Origin of the sequence: Algihabitans sp. (genome assembly GCF_965226985.1) — a bacterium.
In the GTDB taxonomy this organism is placed as follows: Bacteria; Pseudomonadota; Alphaproteobacteria; order Kiloniellales; family DSM-21159; genus Algihabitans.
Genome location: NZ_OZ245712.1, coordinates 3,191,255 through 3,210,754, shown reverse-complemented (window position 1 = coordinate 3,210,754; position 19,500 = coordinate 3,191,255). Strand labels below are relative to the sequence as shown.

The 19,500-nt window shown below is 66.0% G+C and carries 19 protein-coding genes and 1 tRNA gene; 11 read left to right on the top strand and 9 right to left on the bottom strand.

All coding sequences use genetic code 11. The features are described 5' to 3' along the window. Window positions 1–33 precede the first annotated feature (33 nt). Window positions 34–678 carry a LolA family protein gene (locus tag ACO054_RS14660; protein ID WP_421707330.1) on the top strand — a complete coding sequence of 215 codons (645 nt, stop codon included), beginning with the start codon at window positions 34–36 and terminating at the stop codon, window positions 676–678. Window positions 679–705: 27 nt separating this feature from the next. On the opposite strand, the gene ACO054_RS14655 is transcribed toward ACO054_RS14660, so the two are convergent. The 3 genes from ACO054_RS14655 to ACO054_RS14645 form a co-directional block, all read right to left on the bottom strand. Continuing rightward, window positions 706–1,554: a sterol desaturase family protein gene (locus ACO054_RS14655; protein WP_421707329.1), complete on the bottom strand. Its 849-nt coding sequence runs from the start codon at window positions 1,552–1,554 to the stop codon at window positions 706–708. Between the two features lie 116 nt (window positions 1,555–1,670). Then, window positions 1,671–3,488, bottom strand: coding sequence for a translational GTPase TypA (typA, locus tag ACO054_RS14650; RefSeq protein WP_421710368.1), 1,818 nt, complete (start codon window positions 3,486–3,488; stop codon window positions 1,671–1,673). Between the two features lie 67 nt (window positions 3,489–3,555). Beyond that, complete coding sequence (locus ACO054_RS14645; protein WP_421707328.1) at window positions 3,556–4,554, bottom strand: adenosine kinase; 999 nt, start codon at window positions 4,552–4,554, stop codon at window positions 3,556–3,558. A 191-nt stretch (window positions 4,555–4,745) separates the two neighbouring features. On the opposite strand from ACO054_RS14645, the gene ACO054_RS14640 reads away from it, so the two are divergent. The 3 genes from ACO054_RS14640 (at window position 4,746) to ACO054_RS14630 (ending at window position 6,728) form a co-directional block, all read left to right on the top strand. Continuing rightward, complete coding sequence (locus tag ACO054_RS14640; RefSeq protein WP_421707327.1) at window positions 4,746–5,471, top strand: EI24 domain-containing protein; 726 nt, start codon at window positions 4,746–4,748, stop codon at window positions 5,469–5,471. A 17-nt stretch (window positions 5,472–5,488) separates the two neighbouring features. Continuing rightward, window positions 5,489–6,166 carry a bactofilin family protein gene (locus ACO054_RS14635; RefSeq protein ID WP_421707326.1) on the top strand — a complete coding sequence of 226 codons (678 nt, stop codon included), beginning with the start codon at window positions 5,489–5,491 and terminating at the stop codon, window positions 6,164–6,166. 151 nt (window positions 6,167–6,317) lie between these two features. Continuing rightward, window positions 6,318–6,728, top strand: coding sequence for a hypothetical protein (locus ACO054_RS14630; protein WP_421707325.1), 411 nt, complete (start codon window positions 6,318–6,320; stop codon window positions 6,726–6,728). An 81-nt stretch (window positions 6,729–6,809) separates the two neighbouring features. On the opposite strand, the gene ACO054_RS14625 is transcribed toward ACO054_RS14630, so the two are convergent. Continuing rightward, the gene (locus tag ACO054_RS14625) at window positions 6,810–7,034 is read right to left on the bottom strand and encodes a hypothetical protein (RefSeq protein WP_421707324.1); all 225 of its coding nucleotides are present in this window, start codon (window positions 7,032–7,034) and stop codon (window positions 6,810–6,812) included. A gap of 200 nt (window positions 7,035–7,234) precedes the next feature. Beyond that, the gene (locus ACO054_RS14620) at window positions 7,235–8,446 is read right to left on the bottom strand and encodes a pyridoxal phosphate-dependent aminotransferase (RefSeq protein WP_421707323.1); all 1,212 of its coding nucleotides are present in this window, start codon (window positions 8,444–8,446) and stop codon (window positions 7,235–7,237) included. Between the two features lie 202 nt (window positions 8,447–8,648). Between ACO054_RS14620 and ACO054_RS14615 the strand changes: the two genes are divergently transcribed. Continuing rightward, on the top strand, window positions 8,649–9,437 hold the full coding sequence (locus ACO054_RS14615) for an HAD-IIA family hydrolase (protein ID WP_421707322.1): 789 nt from the start codon (window positions 8,649–8,651) through the stop codon (window positions 9,435–9,437). After that, the gene (locus ACO054_RS14610) at window positions 9,434–10,291 is read left to right on the top strand and encodes a phosphodiesterase (protein WP_421707321.1); all 858 of its coding nucleotides are present in this window, start codon (window positions 9,434–9,436) and stop codon (window positions 10,289–10,291) included. Before ACO054_RS14615 ends, ACO054_RS14610 begins: the two co-directional genes overlap by 4 nt. Before the next feature lie 21 nt (window positions 10,292–10,312). On the opposite strand, the gene folD is transcribed toward ACO054_RS14610, so the two are convergent. Both folD and ACO054_RS14600 read right to left on the bottom strand, forming a co-directional pair. Further along, on the bottom strand, window positions 10,313–11,218 hold the full coding sequence (gene folD / locus ACO054_RS14605; protein ID WP_421707320.1) for a bifunctional methylenetetrahydrofolate dehydrogenase/methenyltetrahydrofolate cyclohydrolase FolD: 906 nt from the start codon (window positions 11,216–11,218) through the stop codon (window positions 10,313–10,315). 168 nt (window positions 11,219–11,386) lie between these two features. Then, on the bottom strand, window positions 11,387–11,683 hold the full coding sequence (locus ACO054_RS14600; RefSeq protein ID WP_421707319.1) for a YggT family protein: 297 nt from the start codon (window positions 11,681–11,683) through the stop codon (window positions 11,387–11,389). Window positions 11,684–12,008: 325 nt separating this feature from the next. On the opposite strand from ACO054_RS14600, the gene ACO054_RS14595 reads away from it, so the two are divergent. Continuing rightward, a tRNA-Ala gene (locus ACO054_RS14595) sits at window positions 12,009–12,084 on the top strand. A 150-nt stretch (window positions 12,085–12,234) separates the two neighbouring features. On the opposite strand, the gene ACO054_RS14590 is transcribed toward ACO054_RS14595, so the two are convergent. Continuing rightward, on the bottom strand, window positions 12,235–12,873 hold the full coding sequence (locus ACO054_RS14590; protein ID WP_421707318.1) for a VOC family protein: 639 nt from the start codon (window positions 12,871–12,873) through the stop codon (window positions 12,235–12,237). Window positions 12,874–12,949: 76 nt separating this feature from the next. Beyond that, the gene (locus ACO054_RS14585) at window positions 12,950–13,714 is read right to left on the bottom strand and encodes a Crp/Fnr family transcriptional regulator (RefSeq protein ID WP_421707317.1); all 765 of its coding nucleotides are present in this window, start codon (window positions 13,712–13,714) and stop codon (window positions 12,950–12,952) included. A 199-nt stretch (window positions 13,715–13,913) separates the two neighbouring features. Here ACO054_RS14585 and ACO054_RS14580 point away from each other — a divergent pair, with 199 nt between their 5' ends. From ACO054_RS14580 to ACO054_RS14565, 4 genes are read left to right on the top strand one after another with little or no spacing between them, the layout of a single operon-like run. Continuing rightward, the gene (locus tag ACO054_RS14580) at window positions 13,914–15,047 is read left to right on the top strand and encodes a cytochrome-c peroxidase (protein ID WP_421707316.1); all 1,134 of its coding nucleotides are present in this window, start codon (window positions 13,914–13,916) and stop codon (window positions 15,045–15,047) included. Window positions 15,048–15,058: 11 nt separating this feature from the next. Further along, window positions 15,059–16,189 carry a cytochrome-c peroxidase gene (locus tag ACO054_RS14575; RefSeq protein ID WP_421707315.1) on the top strand — a complete coding sequence of 377 codons (1,131 nt, stop codon included), beginning with the start codon at window positions 15,059–15,061 and terminating at the stop codon, window positions 16,187–16,189. Next, window positions 16,176–16,736: a Rieske 2Fe-2S domain-containing protein gene (locus tag ACO054_RS14570; protein WP_421707314.1), complete on the top strand. Its 561-nt coding sequence runs from the start codon at window positions 16,176–16,178 to the stop codon at window positions 16,734–16,736. Before ACO054_RS14575 ends, ACO054_RS14570 begins: the two co-directional genes overlap by 14 nt. Window positions 16,737–16,749: 13 nt before the next feature. After that, window positions 16,750–19,419 carry an arsenate reductase (azurin) large subunit gene (locus ACO054_RS14565; protein ID WP_421707313.1) on the top strand — a complete coding sequence of 890 codons (2,670 nt, stop codon included), beginning with the start codon at window positions 16,750–16,752 and terminating at the stop codon, window positions 19,417–19,419. Window positions 19,420–19,500 lie beyond the last annotated feature (81 nt).

The following is a 19,500-nucleotide window of genomic DNA, read 5'->3' as shown; positions in this document are numbered from 1 at the left end:
GTTTTTTCTCATCCTTTTCGGGAGCACCTCCCCATGCCCTTCCGCCAGCTGTTCGCGATCCTGATCCTCGGCACTGTCATGGCTGCCGTCGCGCCGGCCGCCCCCTCGCAGGCGTCGGAGCCGGCGCAGCTGACGCAGCAGGATCTGGACGATCTAGCGCGGCTGGAAACCTACCTGCGGTCCATCGACACGCTGGAGGCGCGGTTCCTGCAGGTCTCCTCGGACGGCGGTTTCGCACGCGGCGCGCTGTGGCTCGACCGTCCGGGCCGCATGCGTTTCGAGTACGATCCGCCGGTGCCCATTCTGCTGATCGCCAACGGGTTGGAGCTGCTCTACTACGACCGCGACTTGGAGCAGCCCACCTTCGTGCCGCTCTGGCAGACCCCGCTCTGGCTGGTCCTGAAGGAGGATGCCAGCCTGACCGACGGGATCGATGTCGTCGGTTTCCTGCGCACGCCGGGCGAACTGTCGGTCCGGGTCCGCGACGGCGGCGCGCCGGACGGTGGCGAGCTGGCACTGCGCTTCGCCAAGGAGCCGATGTCCCTGCTTGGCTGGACCGTGATCGACGCGCAAGGGATTGCGACCGAAGTCTCCCTGGTCGATCCGCGCTGGGGCGTGCCGGTCGACCGCTCCCGTTTCGAAAGCCGCGATCTCCCCAACGTCGGCCTAGGCGGCTGACTCCGGCTGAGGGCCTGCGGCTGCCGGTTAACCGCCCGCGCTTTCTTTTGCCGGTGCCGGTAGAGGCGGTGTGGTGCGGGCGCTCTCGGAGAGAAAGGGGCGCAGCAGAAGCTGGGGCAGGCTTTGTTCCACACGGCGCTCCACCCCAATAGTCATGCCAAGCCGCCGGGGCGTAGGGCTGCGCGAGCCGAACAGTCGATCCCAGAAGCTGAAGATCGTTCCGTAGTTGCTGTCGGTGTCGCGGCGCACCGCGTGGTGATGCACCCAATGGAGGTCCGGCGTGATCACCAGACGGCCGAGCGCGCGTTCCAGTCCCTGCGGCAGGCGCAGGTTGGAGTGGTGGAAGATCGCGGCGACCAGGACCAGGATTTCGAAGACCAGAACCGAGACGATGGGCAGGCCTAACAGAACGATCAGACCAGCCCGGAAGCCGGCGGAAAGCGCCACCTCGCCGAAGTGAAAGCGCACCGCCGTGGTGGTATCCAGGAAACGGTCGAGGTGATGGACCTCGTGGAAGCGCCAGAGAAACGGCAGCTCGTGGTTGGCCCGGTGCCACCAGTAGATGGCGAGATCCAGAATGATCAGATCGATCAGCAGTCCCTGCCAGCCGGACCACCAGTCGGGCCGCCAGTCCAGGCTGACGCTGGCGGCCCAAAGGCTGACTGGCACGACGAAGACCAGCGACAGTCCTGCATTGCCGAGCCAGAGCGCCGCGTTGCGGGCCAGACGCCGGGTTCCGAAGGCCGCTTCGCCGCCGCGCGGTCGGTCCGGCGGTTGTGCGGCCGGACGCAGCCGCTCGGCCAGGAAGAAGGTCGCCAGCCAGACCCCGACCAGCACCGCCTTCCAGGACAACAGGAATTGAATCGCGCCTTCCATGGCTCGCTAAATGGCCGAAACCCGGTGATCCGGCAAGACACGGAGGTGTGAGCCGACAGGCGGGGCAGTTATCGGGCTCTGCCGCCGTCTGGCCCCGTCACGTAGTTGCCTCGGCGCTACACGGCCTCGGCGGCGCGCTTCTTCTCCCAGCGCTTGCGCTCGTTTGGATCGAGCAGGCGCTTGCGCAGCCGGATCGACTGGGGCGTGACCTCGACCAGCTCATCGTCCTCGATGTAGGCCAGGGCCTGTTCCAGGCTCATGCGTCGGGGCGGCGTCAGCTTGATCGCGTCGTCCTTGCCGGAGGCGCGGACGTTGGAGAGCTGCTTGGCCTTGGTCGGATTGACCTCCAGGTCGCCGGGCCGGCTGTTCTCGCCGATCACCATGCCCAGGTAGACCGGCGTGCCGGGCTCGACGAAGAGAACGCCGCGCTCCTCTAGGTTCCAGAGGGCGTAGGCGACCGCGTTGCCGTCGGAGTTGGAGATCAGCACGCCGGAGCGGCGGCCGGAGATCGGCCCCTTATAGGGCGTGTAACCGTGGAACACGCGGTTCATGATGCCGGTGCCGCGCGTGTCGGTCAGGAATTCGCCGTGATAGCCAATCAGGCCGCGGGCGGGCGCCAGGAAGACCAGGCGCTGCTTGCCGCCGCCGGAGGGCCGCATCTCGGTCAATTCGCCCTTGCGCTGGCTGATCTTCTCGACGACGGCACCCGAGAATTCCTCGTCGACGTCGACGAAGACCTCCTCGAGCGGCTCCAGGCGCTGGCCGCCCTCCTCCTTGAAGATGACGCGCGGACGACTGATGGAAAGCTCGAAGCCTTCGCGCCGCAGGGTTTCGATCAGCACGCCGAGCTGCAGTTCGCCGCGTCCGGCGACCTCGAAGGCATCCTTGTCCTGGGTTTCCTGAATGCGCAGGGCGACGTTGCCCTCGGCCTCGCGCAGCAGGCGGTCGCGGATCATCCGGCTGGTCAGCTTGTCGCCTTCGCGGCCGGCCAGGGGCGAGTCGTTGACCGAGAAGGTCATGGCCAGGGTCGGCGGATCGATCGGTTCGGCGGGCAGGGGCGTCTCGACGCCGGGCGCGGTCAGAGTGTCCGCCACGGTCGGCTTCGCCAGGCCCGCTACGGCCACGATGTCGCCGGCCTCGGCCCGCTCCACCGGAACGCGCTGCAGACCGCGGAAAGCCAACAGCTTGGTCAGCCGGGCCTCTTCCAGAACCTCGCCGCTGCGCGACAGCGCGCGGACCGGCATGTTGACCGAGGCCACGCCGGAGTGAATGCGTCCGGTCAGGATCCGTCCGACGAAGGGGTCGGATTCCAAGGTGGTGGCCAGCATGGCAAAGGGGGCGTCGGGCGCGACCTGCGGCGCCGGCACCTGTTTCACGATCAGGTCGAACAGCGGCGTCAGCGTCTCGCGCGGGGCCTCCAAATCCTCCACGGCCCAGCCCTGCTTGGCGGAGGCGAAGAGGGTCGGGAAGTCGAGCTGCCGTTCGTCGGCGCCCAGGGCAGCGAAGAGATCGAAGACCTCGTCCTGCACCTCGAAGGGCCGGGCGTCGGGCTTGTCCGCTTTGTTGATCACCACGATCGGTGCCAGGCCGCGCTTCAGGGCCTTGGCCAGCACGAACTTGGTCTGTGGCATCGGCCCTTCGGCCGCGTCCACCAGCAACAGCGCACCGTCGACCATCGAGAGGATGCGCTCCACCTCGCCCCCGAAGTCGGCGTGGCCTGGGGTATCGACGATGTTGAGGCGCAGGTCGCCCCAGGACACCGAGGTGCACTTGGCCAGGATGGTGATGCCCCGCTCGCGCTCCAGATCGTTGGAGTCCATGGCGCGCTCGGCCACCTGCTGCCCCTCGCGGAAGCTGCCGGACTGGCGCAGAAGTTGGTCGACCAGGGTCGTCTTGCCATGGTCGACGTGAGCGATGATCGCCAGGTTGCGCAGGCTGGCGTTGACCGCGCCACCCTGGGGCTGGCCGGCTTGGGCCTTGTTTTCAGTCACGTCGCAGATCTCACGGAAGGTTGAGTTTTTCGGTCGCCAGCTGTTTCAGCGGGCGCTCCGGTCGCGGTCCCATATGGGAAATTGCTTCGCCCGCGCAAAGGGAGCCCAGTTCGCCGCAGCGATAAAGGCTGAAACCCTGGGTGTAGCCGTAGAGAAAACCGGCCGCGTAGGCATCGCCGGCGCCGGTCGTATCGACCACCGGGCCGACCGAGATGGCGTCCACGACATGCACTTCCTCGCCGGACAGCACGACGGAGCCCTTTTCGCTGCGCGTCAGGGCGATCACGTCGCAGTGGCCGCGCGCCTGCTGCAGGCCGCTGTCGAAGTCGTCCACCTCGAACAGGCTGGTGATCTCCGCCTCGTTGCCGAAGAGGATGTCGACATGGCCCTCGATCAGATGGCGGAAGGCGCCGCGGTGCCGCTCCACGCAGAAGGGGTCCGACAGGCTGAGCGCCACTTTGCGGCCCGCCGCGTGCGCGGCCTTGGAGGCCTCCAGAAAGGCTTTCTTGGCTGGTTCCGCATCCCAGAGATAGCCCTCCAGGTAAACGACCTTGGCACTGCGCAGGAAGTCGAGGTCGAGATCCTGCGGTCCGAACTGGACGGAGACGCCCAGGTAGGTCGCCATGGTGCGCTGCGCGTCCGGCGTCACGAAGATCAGGCAGCGGGCGGTCGGGGGACCGTCTGTCGCGGGCTGCGCGCTGAAGGCGGTCCCGCCGGCCCGGATGTCGTGGGCGAAGATGCCGCCCAGCTGATCGTTGCGGACCTTGCCGATGAAGCCGCCGGCGCCGCCCAGCGAGGCGATGCCGGCCATGGTGTTGGCGGCCGAGCCTCCCGACACTTCGACCGCCGGACCCATGGCGCTGTAGAGCGCCTCGGCCCGTTCCGTGTCGATCAGCGTCATGGTGCCCTTGTTGAGACCATGGGAGGCGAGGAAATCGTCGTCGGCGTGGGTCAGGACATCGACAATAGCGTTGCCGATTCCGACCACATCCAGCTCGGCTGCGGTCATGGTTCATCCATTCGGTAAGATGTGTTTGCAGCTCTGCCCTCTGCTGCCCGTGTCATCCCTACCCGAGCCAGCGCCGAAGGTCCAGCGGACTCACCGCTGCAGCAGGACGGGCCGAGGCCGCCGGAATCTCCGCAATAGCCTCGAAATTGCCACTTTGAGAGACACGGTAGAACGGGTTAACACGCGCACTTATGGTATCCGCACTCAGCAAAGCTTTCGGACAGCTGTCCGATCCCGCCTCCCGGCGCGTGATCTGGATGACCCTGTCGCTGTCCGCCGCCCTGCTGCTCATGGTCTGGGCACTGGCCGTCTGGGGCCTGTCGGCAGGGGCCGCCGGCCTGCAGGCATGGCTTGGGGCCGAGGGCTTCTGGGCCAGTCTGTTGGAGTGGCTGGTCGGTCTCGGCGGTTTCGTCGCTCTCCTTTTCGCCTCCGCGATTCTCTTTCCCGGCGTCGCGGCGGGTATCATCAGCGGTCTCTTCATCGACAGGGTGTGTCAGGCGGTCGAGGCGCGACACTATCCCGGCCTGCCTCCCGCTCGCGAACAGCCCTTCGCAGAGGCGCTCGGCGACGGTCTGAAGCTGCTGGCGGTGACGGTCGGTCTCAATCTGCTGCTGCTGCCGCTCTATCTCATCGTGGCGCCCCTTGCGCCTTTTGTATTCTTTGGCGTTAACGGTTATCTTTTCGGGCGCGAATACTTCGAGATGATTGCCGTGCGCCGCACCCCGTCCCGTCAGGTGCGCGACTTGAGACAGCAACACGGCGGAAAGGTTTTCTTCGCCGGCCTGGTGATCGCGCTGCTGATGTGGATTCCCATCTTCAACATCATCGTGCCGCTGGTGGCCGCCGCCTTCATGCTGCACGTCTTCGAGGGCCTGCGCGACAAGAGCGCGGGCGCCTCCATCCCTTCCCCTGCGTGATGTGAAAGGACTTCGTTATGTTCGGCAAGCGTAAGCCAGATACGCCCCAGTCTTCCGACAGCAGCAGCGACGCCGCCCGCGCCGCTTCGCGGTCCAGCAAGCCCGACGCTTCGGCCCTGCTCGAGCGCCAGCCCCAGCCGCCTGTCCGCCCGACCGGCTATCAGTCGGGCAGCGCCGCCAGCGCTCCGGCGCCTCGCAAGCCGGCGTCGAGCCAGGGCGGCGGAGACGGCGAGATGAAGAAGCTGATCGTCGGCCGCGACATTCGTCTGGCCGGTGAGATCACCGCTTGCGACAAGCTGGTGGTGGAAGGGCAGGTCGAGGCCGACCTGGCCGACGCTCAGGTGCTGGAAATCGCCGAAAGCGGGCTTTTCAAGGGCCGGGCCGAAGTCGACATCGCCGAGGTCAGCGGCACCTTCGACGGCGAACTAACGGTTCGCGAGCGGCTGATCCTGCGCTCCACCGGCCAGGTCAAGGGGACCCTTCGCTACGCCGAATTGGAGATCGAGCGCGGCGGCCGCGTGAACGGCAGCATCGAGGAGATCGCCCAGCAGAAGCTCGGCAACGGTGCCGCGACCTCCAAGATGTCGGCTGCCGACAAGGATCAGGACACGCCGATGTTCGGCGCCGACAAGAAGGACGGCAAGGGCCAGGGCGAGTCCGGCAACGCGGCGAAGGCCAGCGGCGCGGCGGGCTGACGGTATTCCGGTCCGAGAAGGACGCTTGAGGTCAGCTCAAGCGGGACCGGCGTCGCGGGCGCGTGACGACGCCGGGCGCAGCCTTCTCAATTGAGGCTGTGTCCGCGCAGCGCGTCGCGAGTTGGTTTTTCAGGTGTTTTGGGGGAGTGGCGTGTTGCGATTTACGCCGATGGTGGCGGCCTTGGCCGCGATTCTGGGACTGGCCGGCTGCGCGACCGGCCAGTCGGAGCGCGCCAGCGGGCCGGCGCAGGGCGGGGGACTTTACGGGGTCGAGGCTTCCTCGGTGGTCGAGGTCTCCCCTCCACGTGTGCCTAGTGAGTTGATCGGTGCGGCGCCGGAGCGGCTGCTCGCCGCGCTTGGACGGCCAAACGTTCAGCGCCGTGAGCAGCCCGCCGAGGTCTGGCAGTACGAGAGCCGGGACTGTGTGCTGGACGTCTTCCTCTATGCCGTCACGGCGGACAATGTCCAAGTCGTGCACGTGGAGGCGCGTGATACCGCGGCCCACGCCACCGCCGTGGCCCCCTGTCTGAACGGTGTTCTGCAGGAGCGCGTCGACTCCTGACGCCGAGCGACATCTCCTGAGACGACGGCCTTTCCCGAAAGCGGCAGCCGCGCGATCCGAAAGGAAGCTCCCTGGGCCGTCCTACAGGTGGTCGCGGTCGAGCCCGATGTCGGTCAGGGTTTCCGCGCCGAGGCCTCTCAGATCGTGGCGCAGGCGCAGCTCCTGCCGGGCCGCAACGATCTGCGCGCGCAGGTTCGCACCGAAACCGTTGACGTTGTCCCCCAGGTGAACGGCCGCGCGGCGCACCAGATCGCTGGCGCCGAGGCCGGGGATCGTGCTGTCCGCGAGGAAGGGTCTGTGGGCCATAGGTTCTCTCCGGCTCGAGTCACTCCGGTTGGTCGCGCTCAGCCGACAAGGACTGGCGACAGGAATTGACCAACCTGTCCGTTGAAGCCGAAATATTCCCGTGACCGCTTTAACGCCAATGCCGGTTTTACGCAGCGCTCATGCAGTGAGCGCAGGCGTCCGGCAAGAAATTCTTTAGGAATTCCAATTGTTTGTCGCGTCTAGGACAAGAGAGGTCGCATCCGCTCCAAAGCAGTGCTGAGACGGGCTTCGGAGCTTGCGAAGCAGAGCCGCAGATGCCCCTCGCCGCCGGGACCGAAGGCGGATCCGGGCGCCAGCCCGACCCCTGCCTCATGCACCAGACGCTTGGCGAAGGCGAGAGACTCCTCGACGCCCTCGACCTTGAAGAAGCTATAGAATGCTCCGGGCGGATTGGCCAGGGTCACGCGCGGCAGGTCCGAAAGACCCTGATAGATCAGATCCCGCCCGCGACGGCATCTCTCCACCATCTCCTTGACGAAGCCCTCCCCCTGTTCCAACGCGGCGATGGCGCCGTGCTGCAGAAACGCCTGGGGACCCGAGGTGTTGAACTCGATGATCTTGTCGAAGACGTCGCCCAGCGCCGGCGGATGCACGATCCAGCCGAGCCGCCAGCCGGTCATGGCCCAGGCTTTGGAGAAGGAGTTCACGGCGATCACCGGCTCCTCCGGCTCGGCCAGCGACAGGAAGGACGGGGCCGAAGACCATTCGTAGGTGAAGCGGTTATAGACCTCGTCCGCCAGCAGCCAGACGCCGTATTTGCGGGTCAGGTTCAGCACCTCGGCCAGACCGTCGTCCTCCAGCATCCAGCCGGTGGGATTGCCGGGTGTGGCGACGAAGAGGGCGCGGACCCCGGTCTTGAGCAGGTCTTCCAGCTTGTTCATGTCGAGCCGGAAACCGCCGTCGGGAGCATGGTCGAGGGACAGCTGAACGGGTTCGCCGCCCAGCAGGCGCACTGCTGAGACGATATTCGGCCAGATCGGGCTGACGATAGCGACCCGGTCGCCGGGACGCAGAAAGGCCTGAAGCACCACGATCATGGCGTTCATGCCGCTCTGGGTCAGGGTGATCCGCTCCTCGTCGGGGCGGGTCCCGTAGAGCGGGGCGGAGTAGTCGGCCAGCGCGCGGCGCATTTCCGGCAGGCCGCGCTTCATGGAATAGAAGGTCTGGCCCGAGCGCAGGGCTTCGATGGCCGGCTCGCTGATGAAGTCCGGCGTCGGCGCGTCACCCTCGCCGACCCAGAGACCGATCACGTCGTCACGCTCGAACCCGAGTTTCCAGACCTCTACGATCTGGGACTCCTCCAGGGTTTCCACCTCAGGCCGCAGCGGCAGGGGAGAGTTGTGAGCGGCCGCGCCGTGGGGAGCGGAGCCGTCGAGCGGTTTATCGGGCATGACTGGGCTGATCACTGATCGGTTGAGAGACGATCATTGTCGCTAACCGCTTTACGGGCGCGCCGCAAGGCTCCGATTGTCCCGGTGACGCCGGATGCCTCGCCTGAAGGTCTGGCGAGGGATCGTCGCGCCTTGCCGAATGCCGCTGTCGGTTCGGCGACGAAGATTGCAACCGTCACATTGCGGATGGCAGGTAAGGAAGATGTTCGCCGATCCGCGCCGTCTGATCTCCGCCGACCTCGTGCTTGCCGACCTCGATGGCTGCCTCGCCGTGCAGAACCGGCCGGTGCCTGGGGCCGCCGAACTGGCCGGGCGGCTCGGTCGTCGCTTGCGCCTCGTCTCCAACAACTCCACCGATGTCGCCGAGGGCCTTTCGGGTGTTCTGGCGGCCGCGAGCCTGCAGATCGCGGCCGACCGCATTCACTTGGCCGGTGAGACCCTTCTGCGGTCCCTGGCGCGGGAGCGACCGGGCGCGCGGGTGCTGCTTGCCGCCGCCGGCGCGGTGAGGGAGCTGGCCGTGCGGCTCGACCTATATAGCGAGACCGAGGAGGTCGAGATCGTCGCGCTCTGCCGGGATACCTGCTTCGGCTACGAGCGGCTGCAGGCGATCGCCGAGGCTCTGACTCAGGGCGCCGAGCTGTGGGTGGCCAATCCCGATCTGACCCATCCGGGATCCGGCGGCCGTCCGGTGCCGGAAACCGGATCTCTGCTGGCCGCCGTAAGGGCCGTGGCGCCGGACGTCGCGCCCCGGATCTTCGGCAAGCCGAAACCTGAGCTGTTCCGCGTCGCCCTCGAGGCAGCCGGCGTTCGCGCGGAGGATGCGGTCATGCTGGGCGACAACCCGAGCACGGACATTGCCGGCGCCGAAGCCCTCGGCATCCCCGCTCTCTTGATCGGGCCTCACCCGGACGCCGTCGCCCCGGATCTCGCAAGCCTGCTGGCGCTTGCCCTGAGTCCCAGTGGACTCGAACCCGAAGGAGTCGTCGCTTGAAGTTCATCCATCTGACCGACACCCACCTGGTGCCGGCCCCACGCAAGCTCTTCGCGCTCGACCCCAGAGCGCGGCTGAGAGCGGCGGTGGCGGACATCAACCGACGGCACGCCGACGCGGCAATGGTCGTGGTGACGGGCGATCTGACTCACTGGGGCGAGCCCGAGGCCTACGGAGAGCTGAAGTCGGCGCTCGACGCCCTGACGCCGTCCTACCGCCTGATCCTCGGCAACCACGACGACCGCGCCAACTTCCTGGCCGCCTTTCCCGACAGTCCGACCGATCCCGAAGGGTTCGTGCAGTGGACGGAGGAGACCGAGGCCGGGCTCTTCGTCTTCCTGGACACGCTGATTCCCGGCAGCGACGGCGGCCGGCTCTGCGAGGTTCGGCTGGCCTGGCTGGAGGAGCAGCTGACCGCGGCCCGGGGGCGGCCGCTCTACCTGTTCTTGCACCATGCGCCGCTGGATCTCGGGATCCCTGGGATGGACGCGATCCGCCTGCAGAACGCCGAAGCCCTGCTGCCTCTGCTGCAGGCTCAGGGCGGCTTGCGCCATATCTTCTTCGGGCATATCCACCGGACCATCGCCGGTTCCTGGCACGGGCTGCCCTATTCGACCCTGCCGGGCACCAACCATCAGGTCCTGTTGCAGTTTCACCGCAAGGACGTGCCCGGCAGTCACGAACCGCCTGCTTACGGTGTGGTCTTCCTGCGGCCGGAGGCCGTCGTCATGCATGTGCAGGCCTACCTGGACGACAGCCCGCGCTTCGAGATGACCGAGGCGACCGAGCCCGCGCAGACGCTGGAGGAGCTGCCGGCGCTCCAAGAGGAGCGGCAGCCTGTGCCTGCCGAATAGGCCTGGAGCGCGGTGCCGTTTCTACTGCAGGTCCGGCGCCGCGCGGCCGCTCGCGCGGCAGGCGGCAGTCAGGGTGTTGGCCAGCAGGCAGGCGATGGTCATGGGGCCGACCCCGCCGGGGACCGGGGTGATCGCGGCCGCGACCCGGCTGGCGGCCTCGAAATCCACGTCGCCGACCAGCCAGCCCTTGCCGCCAGGCGCCTCGGGTTCCAAACGGTTGATTCCGACGTCAATCACGGTCGCGCCGGGCTTGATCCAGTCGGCCGCCACCATGCGGGGCCGCCCGACGGCGGCGACCAGGATATCGGCCTCGCGGCAGATCGCTGGCAGGTCGCGGCTCCGTGAATGGGCCACCGTGACCGTGCAGTTAGCCGCGAGCAGCAGTTGCGCCATCGGCTTGCCGACGATGTTGGAGCGGCCGAGGACGACCGCGTGCTGACCCGAGAGGTCCCCGAACCGCGCCTGCAGCATCATCAGGCAGCCGAGTGGCGTACAGGGCACCAGGGCATCTTGCCCGGTGGCGAGGCGCCCGGCGTTGAGGATGTGAAAGCCGTCGACGTCCTTCGCCGGGTCGATGGCGTTGATCACCGCCGCCGCATCGATCTGCGCGGGCAGGGGGAGCTGAACCAGGATGCCGTGAACGGCCGGGTCACGATTCAGGCGTTCCACCAGCGACAGCAGCTCGGCCTGGCCGGTCGTCGCCTCCAGCCGATGTTCGAAGCTGCGCATGCCGACCTCCTGGGTCTGGCGCGCCTTGTTACGGACGTAGACCTGACTGGCTGGGTCCTCGCCGACCAGGACGACCGCCAGGCCCGGCTGCAGAGCGCCGTCAGGGTGTGAGTCCGCCGCCAGCAGGGACACCTGCGCGGCGACCTTGGTCCGTAGAGAGGCCGCGAAGGCCTTGCCGTCGATGATCTCGGCCGTCACGCTGTCTGCTTCCCCCAAGTCGAAGTGCCCTGTCGGGACGGCTTTACGATCCGTCCGGCGATGTCGTCCAGTCCGGCGGCGACGCGCAGTCGTGGAAAAGCGTCGCCGGCGGGGGCTTGCCCGCTCCGGACCCTGCCCGGATCGCCGGGGGCCGTGGCCGGCCGTTGTCTAGATGCCGTAGGCGATAGAGCCGAAGGTTTCGTGAACCAGGCGCTGCACGAAGATGATTCCGATGATCAGGACCATCGGCGAGAGGTCGATACCGCCGAGATCCGGCAGGATGCGGCGGATCGGCTGCAGCGCCGGCTCGGTTACCCGGGCCAGGAAGTCGCGGATGGTGTAGACGAACTGATTGTAGGGGTTCGCCACGTTGAAGGCGATCAGCCACGACAGAACGATCGAGGCGATCAGGAAGATCAGGTAGATCTGAACGACTGTATCGAACAGCCAGAGCAAGGCGGACATGGGTTGCGCGATGGCTCCTTCGCCGAAATCGGGCCGGACCGGCCTCCAGCGGCCGACGGCGTCTGATGAGCCTTAACGCCCTCTTCGCCGCAAGGGGCGGCGGACGGCCGGGCTAAGGCCCGCTAGATGTGCGGACAACGGGCGAAAATGGCAAGACCGTTTCGCGGGGGCCGCAGGGGGGCCGCCTGGGCCAGGCGTGCGTCCTCTCGACGCTTATTGACAAGGGACGGGTATTGACAAGGGACGGGTCGCTACCCAGTATCCGCCGCCTCGACAGGGGCAGGCCGAAGACGGCGTGCGGCAAAGGTTTGCCCCCGTCCCGGTTGGGGCCGTAGCTCAGTTGGGAGAGCGCAGCAATCGCACTGCTGAGGTCAGGGGTTCGACTCCCCTCGGCTCCACCATTTCCGCCCTTCTAGCCTGGGGTGGCAGTCCACACTAAATTCGTAAGGTGACTGTGTTTCCTCCGAAGCCTCGGCGTCGAAGGACTTCTTCAATCTCACTCTCTCACGATCCGTGACTTTCCATCGCCTTTCGGGTCCGGATCGAAGCGGTCACCAGAGGGTTTTCAGCCCTCTCGGCGTTTCGATCTCTGCCCTGTAGCGAAGGGCATCCCCCTCGCTGACGCGCGGATGGCTTCGAAGACCGACCTGTTTATAGAGGGTCGCGATCTCTTGCGGCGACGGATGTTCGAGTGTGAAGGCGGCGAGGCGGGCGCCCTGGTCCTCCAGCCGGCCGGCTGGGGAGGAATGGCCCGCCCGATCGATCAGCGCTGGAAGCGCGCCGTCGAGGGGCAGCGACCCGTCGGGTAAAGAGGAAAAGTGGAAGAATCGGCCGCCGCCCGAGAGCCGAAGCTTCGAGCCGAACAGCGGCCCGTGATGTTCCAGCACCCGGTCGATCCGATCGGTGCGCGCCACCCACGCTCTCAGACGCCGGCCCGCGTCCCAGTCGGCGCGCACGCTGGCCGGGTCGGCGAGCCCGAACCATCGCGCCGCCCTTGGCCGAGGGGCGCTCGGGTCGATGGCGATCACCTCCAGGTAGATGGCTTTCCCCAGTCCCAGCCGATGATTGTGCGTGCCCATCTCCGGGTGTGTGCCGCCGTAGGGGATATCGAGATCCAGGCAGGCACATAGATGTGCGACGCCTTCATCCAGGGACGGCGCGACAACGGTCAGATGATCGAGTTCGAGCACGGCGTTCGGAACCCCCCGTTTGTCGGCATATGGTCGTCGCACCCGAAGCGGGCTGGCAAGCCAGGGGCCGGCTCCTCTACCGGCCGTCGCTTGCAACGCTCCGGCGGGGCCGGCCGCCGCCTGCGATGCGCAGGAGTTCGGCGCGGTCGAGGAGGCGGGTGGCGTTGCGGACCGGCCGTGTGATCAGGCCTTCCTCGACGAGGCGGGAAAAGGCGCGCGACACCGTTTCCGGCTGCAGAGCCAGATAGTCGGCGATGTCCGAATGAGTCATCGGCAGATGCACCTTGTCGGGTGTGGCCTCCGGTTGTGCGCCGCGATCCGACAGTTCGAGCAGGAAAGACGCGAGGCGTTCGGCCGGCGTTTTCTTGCCGATGTTGACGCAGTGGTCGCGCAGGATGTGGGTCTGTTCGGCGACCTGCGCGTCGTAGGCCCGGCCCACGGAGCGGTCGGTCGATCTGATTTCGTTCAGCGTCTCCCCGTGTAGGGCGCAGATAGTGGTCGGGCGCAGCGCGAAGATCTCTCCGAGGAAGGGGTGGTGCGTGAAGGGGTGGTGCGTTCTGCGCAGCTCGACCAGATCAGCCTGAAGCAAGAGTTGAGAAAGCGAGCGCCGACCGTCGCTCAACCAAGTCTGGACCGCCGCCGCTCCGTTGCAGACTGCCAGGACCGGCCGCTCGTTGGATCGACCGTCGTTCAGTCGGTCGTCTCTTAGAATTTCTCCTTTTTCGAGGGAGAAACTGCGAGACCGCCTGGACAACTTCTTCCGATCCATGCGTTCCATGACGTTGCAGATCCCCCGGTCCGAGCGGGAAAATTGGCAGCCATCGCACCTGTCCTCGGACATGGAATTGTCCTCTCATTCAAGAAGTAGAATGGGTATTTGAATGTTTTCATTTGCTCACGACTAATTTTCCTTTTTGTATGTCAACGTATCTTCTCTACAAACGCCCATTTTGCTGTGTCGACATTGATTGTGGTCAATGCATTGGATCCGATTTCCTGTTTTTGTCGAACCGGGATGAGATCGAAATAAGGAATGCATTATGACCCAAGAAGGCGCATCCGAGCGGGCCTGCGCGTCCGCCGGTTGGTTGTCGAGGTGGGGTAGGATCGTACCGGCCGGTCTGGCCGTGCTTGCCCTGGGCGTATCGGCTGCCGTGGCGCAACAGGCCGACGGCGAGGTCTTCGCTCCTCTTCCAGAGGCCCCCGAAGTCGATCAGGCGAAGGCCGATCTGGGGCGGTCGCTCTTTTTCGATACGCGACTGTCCGGCGACACCGCCAGTGCCTGCGCGACCTGCCACGCTCCCGACCTCGGCTGGGGCGACGGCATGGCCCTGTCGAACGGCTACACCAGCGTTCTTTACTTCCGGAACGCACCGGGGCTGTTCAACGTCGCTCACCGCAACTTCTTCATGTGGGACGGACGCCTCGACGGCGCGGATCTGCCGACCGTCGTGCGCGACATGATCACCGAATCTCATACCATGCAGATGGACAGCCGCTTGATGCAGGAGCGGCTGAAGCAGATCCCGGAGTATGCCGAAGCTTTTCAGTCGGTCTTCGGCACGGACCCCTACGGCGGTCGGATCTACAGCGCCATCGCCGAGTACCTGAAGACCATTCGGACCGTCGATGCGCCTTTCGACCTCTTCCTGCGCGGAAACGACGGTGCCCTGAGCGCTGAGGCGCGGCGCGGTATGGAGGTCTTCGCGGGCAAGGCCAACTGCACCGCCTGCCACAGCGGATCGATGCTGTCGGACGGCGGTCGGCATGCAACCGGCGTGCCGGACCATCCGGCGCTCGCGCAGGAGGCCGAACGCCAGATCACCATGCTGCGCTTCTTCGCAACCATGGGTACACCCAACTACATGAATCTGCGCCAGGATGTCGGCGCCTATGTCGTCTCCAAGGACGCCGAAGATATCGGCCGTTTCGCTACGCCGTCTCTTTGGGACGTCGGCCAGACCGCGCCCTATATGCACTCGGGCGTTTTCGAGACGCTGGCGGAAGTCGTGGATTTTTACGACGCGGGGACCGAGAGCCTGCCGCCGCTCGACCTCACCGATGAGGAGAAAGGCGACCTGATCGCCTTCCTGGAGAGTCTGACCGGTGCCGCGCCGGATGCGAGCCGGCCCGAGCTGCCCGCGTACCAAGTCCGCACCCGCGGCGAGAATTAGGAGAGATCGACATGACATCCCGTCGTTTACTGCTGGGGTCCCTGACCGCCGGTCTGCTGACGGTCGCCGGTCTCGCCGCCGTCGCTCAGGAGGTGCCCCCGCTTGCCACCCTGCCGCCGGTGCCCGTACCGGCCGACAACCCCATGACGCCAGAGAAGGTCGAACTCGGCCGCCAGCTCTTCTGGGACGGCCGGCTGTCCGGCAACGGCGCCATGGCCTGTTCCGTCTGTCACCTTCCCGAACTTGGCTGGGGCACGGCGACGCCGATTTCTTTCGGTTATCCGGGGACCGAGCACTGGCGGAACTCCCAGACGATTCTCAACAGCGCCTATTACAACAAGCTGTTTTGGGAGGGGAACGTGACCTCCCTGGAGGCTCAGGCGCGCGCGGCCGCCGGTGGCGGCGTGGCCGGCAACGGCGATGGCTCCATGATGGAGATGCGCTTGCGGTTCGTGCCCGAATACGTCGAGGCCTTCCGCGAGGTGTTCGGGACCGATTGGCCCAAGATCTCCCAGGCTTGGCAGGCGATCAGTGCCTACCAGCGGACGATCGTGACAGATCCCGAACAGGTCCCGTTCGACCGCTATTTGGCGGGTGACGAGAGCGCACTGTCGGATAGCGCGCTGCGCGGCAAGGATCTGTTCGAGGGACAGGCGGGTTGCATCGCCTGCCACAACGGCGCCTTGGCCTCGGACCAGGGTTTCTATGCACTGGGCGTGCCCTCCGCGCCTCAGTTCGAGGACGATCCGCTGTTCCAGATCACCCTGCGTTGGGAGCTTTATCAGAAAGGTATGCCCGAAGCCCTCTACCGTGAGGGCGGGGACGACCTGGGGCTCTTCCACGTGACCAAGCGGCCCGAGGACAAGGGACGTTTCCGGACGCCCTCCCTGCGGGAGCTGCGCTGGACCGAGCCCTACATGCACAACGGTGTTTTCGAGACGTTGGAGGAGGTGGTCGCCTTCTACAACGAAGGCGGCGGCGCCGGGAACACGGTGCTCTCCCCGCTCGATCTCGACGACCAGCAGCAGGCCGATCTCGTGGCCTTCCTGGAAGCCTTGTCGATGGACGAGCCGCTTCTGCAAGACCCTCCCGAATTGCCGCAAACCCAAAACTGGGCGGAGTTTCCAAATGAGCAAAACTGATCTGAAAGAGCCCGCGTCCCGCGCAGGGCAAGCGCGCAAGCCGGGCCTCTGCATGGCGCGCCGTGAATTCCTGATCCTCGGCGGCAGCGCGGTGGCCGTGCTGGCCACGGTCGGCAGCGGTGCCCAGGCGCAGCAGCTCGTCTCCAGCGGTTATACCCGCAAGGTCATCGGCCGCCTCTCGGAGCTGCAGCCGGGGTCGGAGGTGCCCTTCACCTATCCGACCGACGACATCGACAACTCCCTGGTGATGCTGAACGAACCCGCCGGCGGCGGAATCGGGCCGGATCGCAACGTCGTGGCCTTCAACGTCGTCTGTCCGCATATGGGCAGCTACATGACCGGCACCTTCAAGCCGGAGCACAGCGTCATGGGTCCCTGCCCGCTACACCTCTCCACCTTCGATCTGACCAAGCACGGCATGGTCGTCTCCGGTCACGCGAGCGTCAGCCTGCCGCAGATCGTGCTGGAGCTGGACGGGGACGAGATCGTGGCTACCGGCGTCATGGGTCTCTTCTACGGCTACAACCGCAATCCCTCCGGGGCGTAAGGGAAACACTGCAATGACCGACATGATTGGCAACATCGAACGCGTGCCCCTGCCGCCTGTGACGGCCGAACTGCTGACGACGGCCTGCTCCTACTGCATCGTCGCCTGCGGCTACCGGGTCTACCGCTGGCCCGTGGGCCAGGAAGGCGGCCCCGCGGCGGACCAGAACGCGCTTGGGATCGATTTTCCGACGGCTGGCGGCTCCTGGGTCTCGCCGTCGCAGCACAACATCGCGCTTCACGAAGGGCGGGAGCACCATGTGGTGGTGATGCCCGATCCTGATACCGAGGTGGTGAACCCCTATGGCAACCATTCGGTGCGCGGCGGAACCCTGGCCCAGAAGATCTACAATCCCAATACGCCGACGCGCGACCGCCTGAGGAACCCCATGGTCCGGGTGGCCGGTGTGCTCACGCCCGTCTCCTGGGATCTGGTCACCGACGTGATGGCGGAAGTCTCCAAGCATGTTCTCCGCAATCACGGTGAGCATGCCTGGGGCATGAAGGCTTACTCCTATGAGTATTTCGAGAACACCTACGCCATCTCGAAACTGGTCAACCGGGGGATCGGCACGCCGGTCTTCGCGCCCCACGACAAGCCGCAGGCGGCGGAGGATGCCGCAGGCCTGGACGACAGCGGCGTCAATTCCTTCTCGGCCTCCTATGCCGACTGGGGATCCTGCGACGTCGCCTTCCTGTCGGGCGTCGATCCCTACGAGACCAAGACAGTCCTCTTCACCGACTGGATGATGTACGGCGACAATCCGTCGAAGAAGATGATCTTCGTCACGCCGCATCGGACCATGGGGGTGGAGTACGGCCTGCAGAACGGCGGCCTCTGGCTGCCGATCACACCCGGCACCGATACAGCCCTGCACCTGGCCATGGCGAAGATCGTCCTGGACAACGGCTGGCAGGATCAGGAGTTCATCGACCGCTGGATCAACAACCGCTGGGAAATCGAATCCGGCTACGGCCGCGGTACCCGCAACACCCGCTGGCAGTGGCGCACGACCTGGGGCCGTTGGCAGAGCGACTGGGAGGACTACCAGAACTTCATCGCCGACGAACCGGCGGCCCGGCTTGAGGAAGCCGCCGCCATCACCGGACTGGACGCCGACCTGATCGAGGCGGCGGCGGAGATGATCGCGCGGCCGCGCGAGGACGGCAGCCGCCCGAAGACCTCTTTCATGCTGGAGAAGGGCAACTACTGGTCCAACAACTACATGAACACCGCCTCCCTGGCGTCGCTGGCTCTGGTCTGCGGGGCGGGCAACCGTCCGGGACAGGTGATCTCGCGCGGTGGCGGTCACCAGCGCGGCGGTATGAGTGCCGGCGGCGGGCGCGGCTTCCTGAGCCCGGAGAAGCATCCCGGACGGCGGAAGAAGTCGCTCAACGTCGACCGTTGGGTGATGGACGGCAAGGTCCGTTTCATGTGGACCATCGGCCTGACCTGGTTCCCCGCGATGCTGGCCTCGCAGGCCCTCTCAACGCGGGTGGCCGAGCTGACCGTGCGCAACCCGCACCATCCGACCAACGTCAATCGCGATCATCTGATCGAGACCTTGATCGCCCGGGTGGAATCCGGCGGCATGGTGCTGGTCGACTCCGACATCTATCCGGTCGATCCGCTCAACACCCAGTACGCCGACATCGTGCTTCCGGCCGCCGGTTGGGGCGAGGTCGACTTCACCCGCTGCAACGCGGAACGCCGCCTGCGTCTCTATTCCAAGTTCAACGACGCGCCCGGCGACGCCAAGCCCGACTGGTGGGCCATCGGGCAGTTCGCTCAGAAGATGGGCTTCGAAGGGTTCGACTGGGCCGACTCCAACGAGATCTTCGAGGAGGCGTCGCGTCATTCCCGCAACGGTGTTCTGAATTATCACGCCCTAGCGGTTCAGGCGAAGCGGGAGGGTAAGTCCGGTCACGAGAAGCTGCGCGAGTACGGCACGACCGGCATTCAGACGCCGATCCGCATGGTGAACGGTGAGCTGACCGGAACCGCGCGTTTGCACGACCCGCAGAACGACTGGGGCGAGCTGGAGGACGTGACCACCGACAAGAAGTGGCTCTACGCCTTCGGAACTCACACCGGCAAGGCCAACCTGCTGAAGACGCCTTGGAACAACGATAGCTGGTCGGACTTCTACGAGGCCATCAAGCCGCGGCCGGAGAAGGGCGAGATCTGGATCACCAACGGTCGGGTGAACGAGACCTGGCAGTCCGGCTTCGATGATCTGCGCAAGCCCGAGTTGGCCCGTCGCTGGCCCTGGCCGCATATCGTGATCCATCCCGACGACGCCGCGCCGCATGGCATCGAGTCCGGCGACCTTGTCGAGGGCTTCAACGATACGGTCTACGTGCAGGAGGGCGAGCCGGTCGGCGTGAAGTCCGACGATCTCAGCTTCACGAAGCTGCTGGAGAACGGACACATCCGCACGACGACCGGACAGTTCGTCGCCGTCGCCATCGTCTCCGACGAGATGCGGCCGGGCGTCGCCAAGGCGGCCTTCAACTACCCGGGGTCCATGGCCAACGCGGTCTGCCATGCCGTTCCGGATCCTGTCAGCGGCAACTACCGCTACAAGCTTGGGCGCGGCGTCCTGCGTCGGATCGGGCCTTCGGCCTACAAGGAGAACTTCCTTGAGATGTCCCTGAAGCCGAGGCCGATCATCACGACCTAGATCGGCTGTCTCATACCTCCGTAGCTAGGCCTGGGCGGCCCGTTTCGGCGGGCCGCCCCTTCTTTTATGGAGCCATGCCGA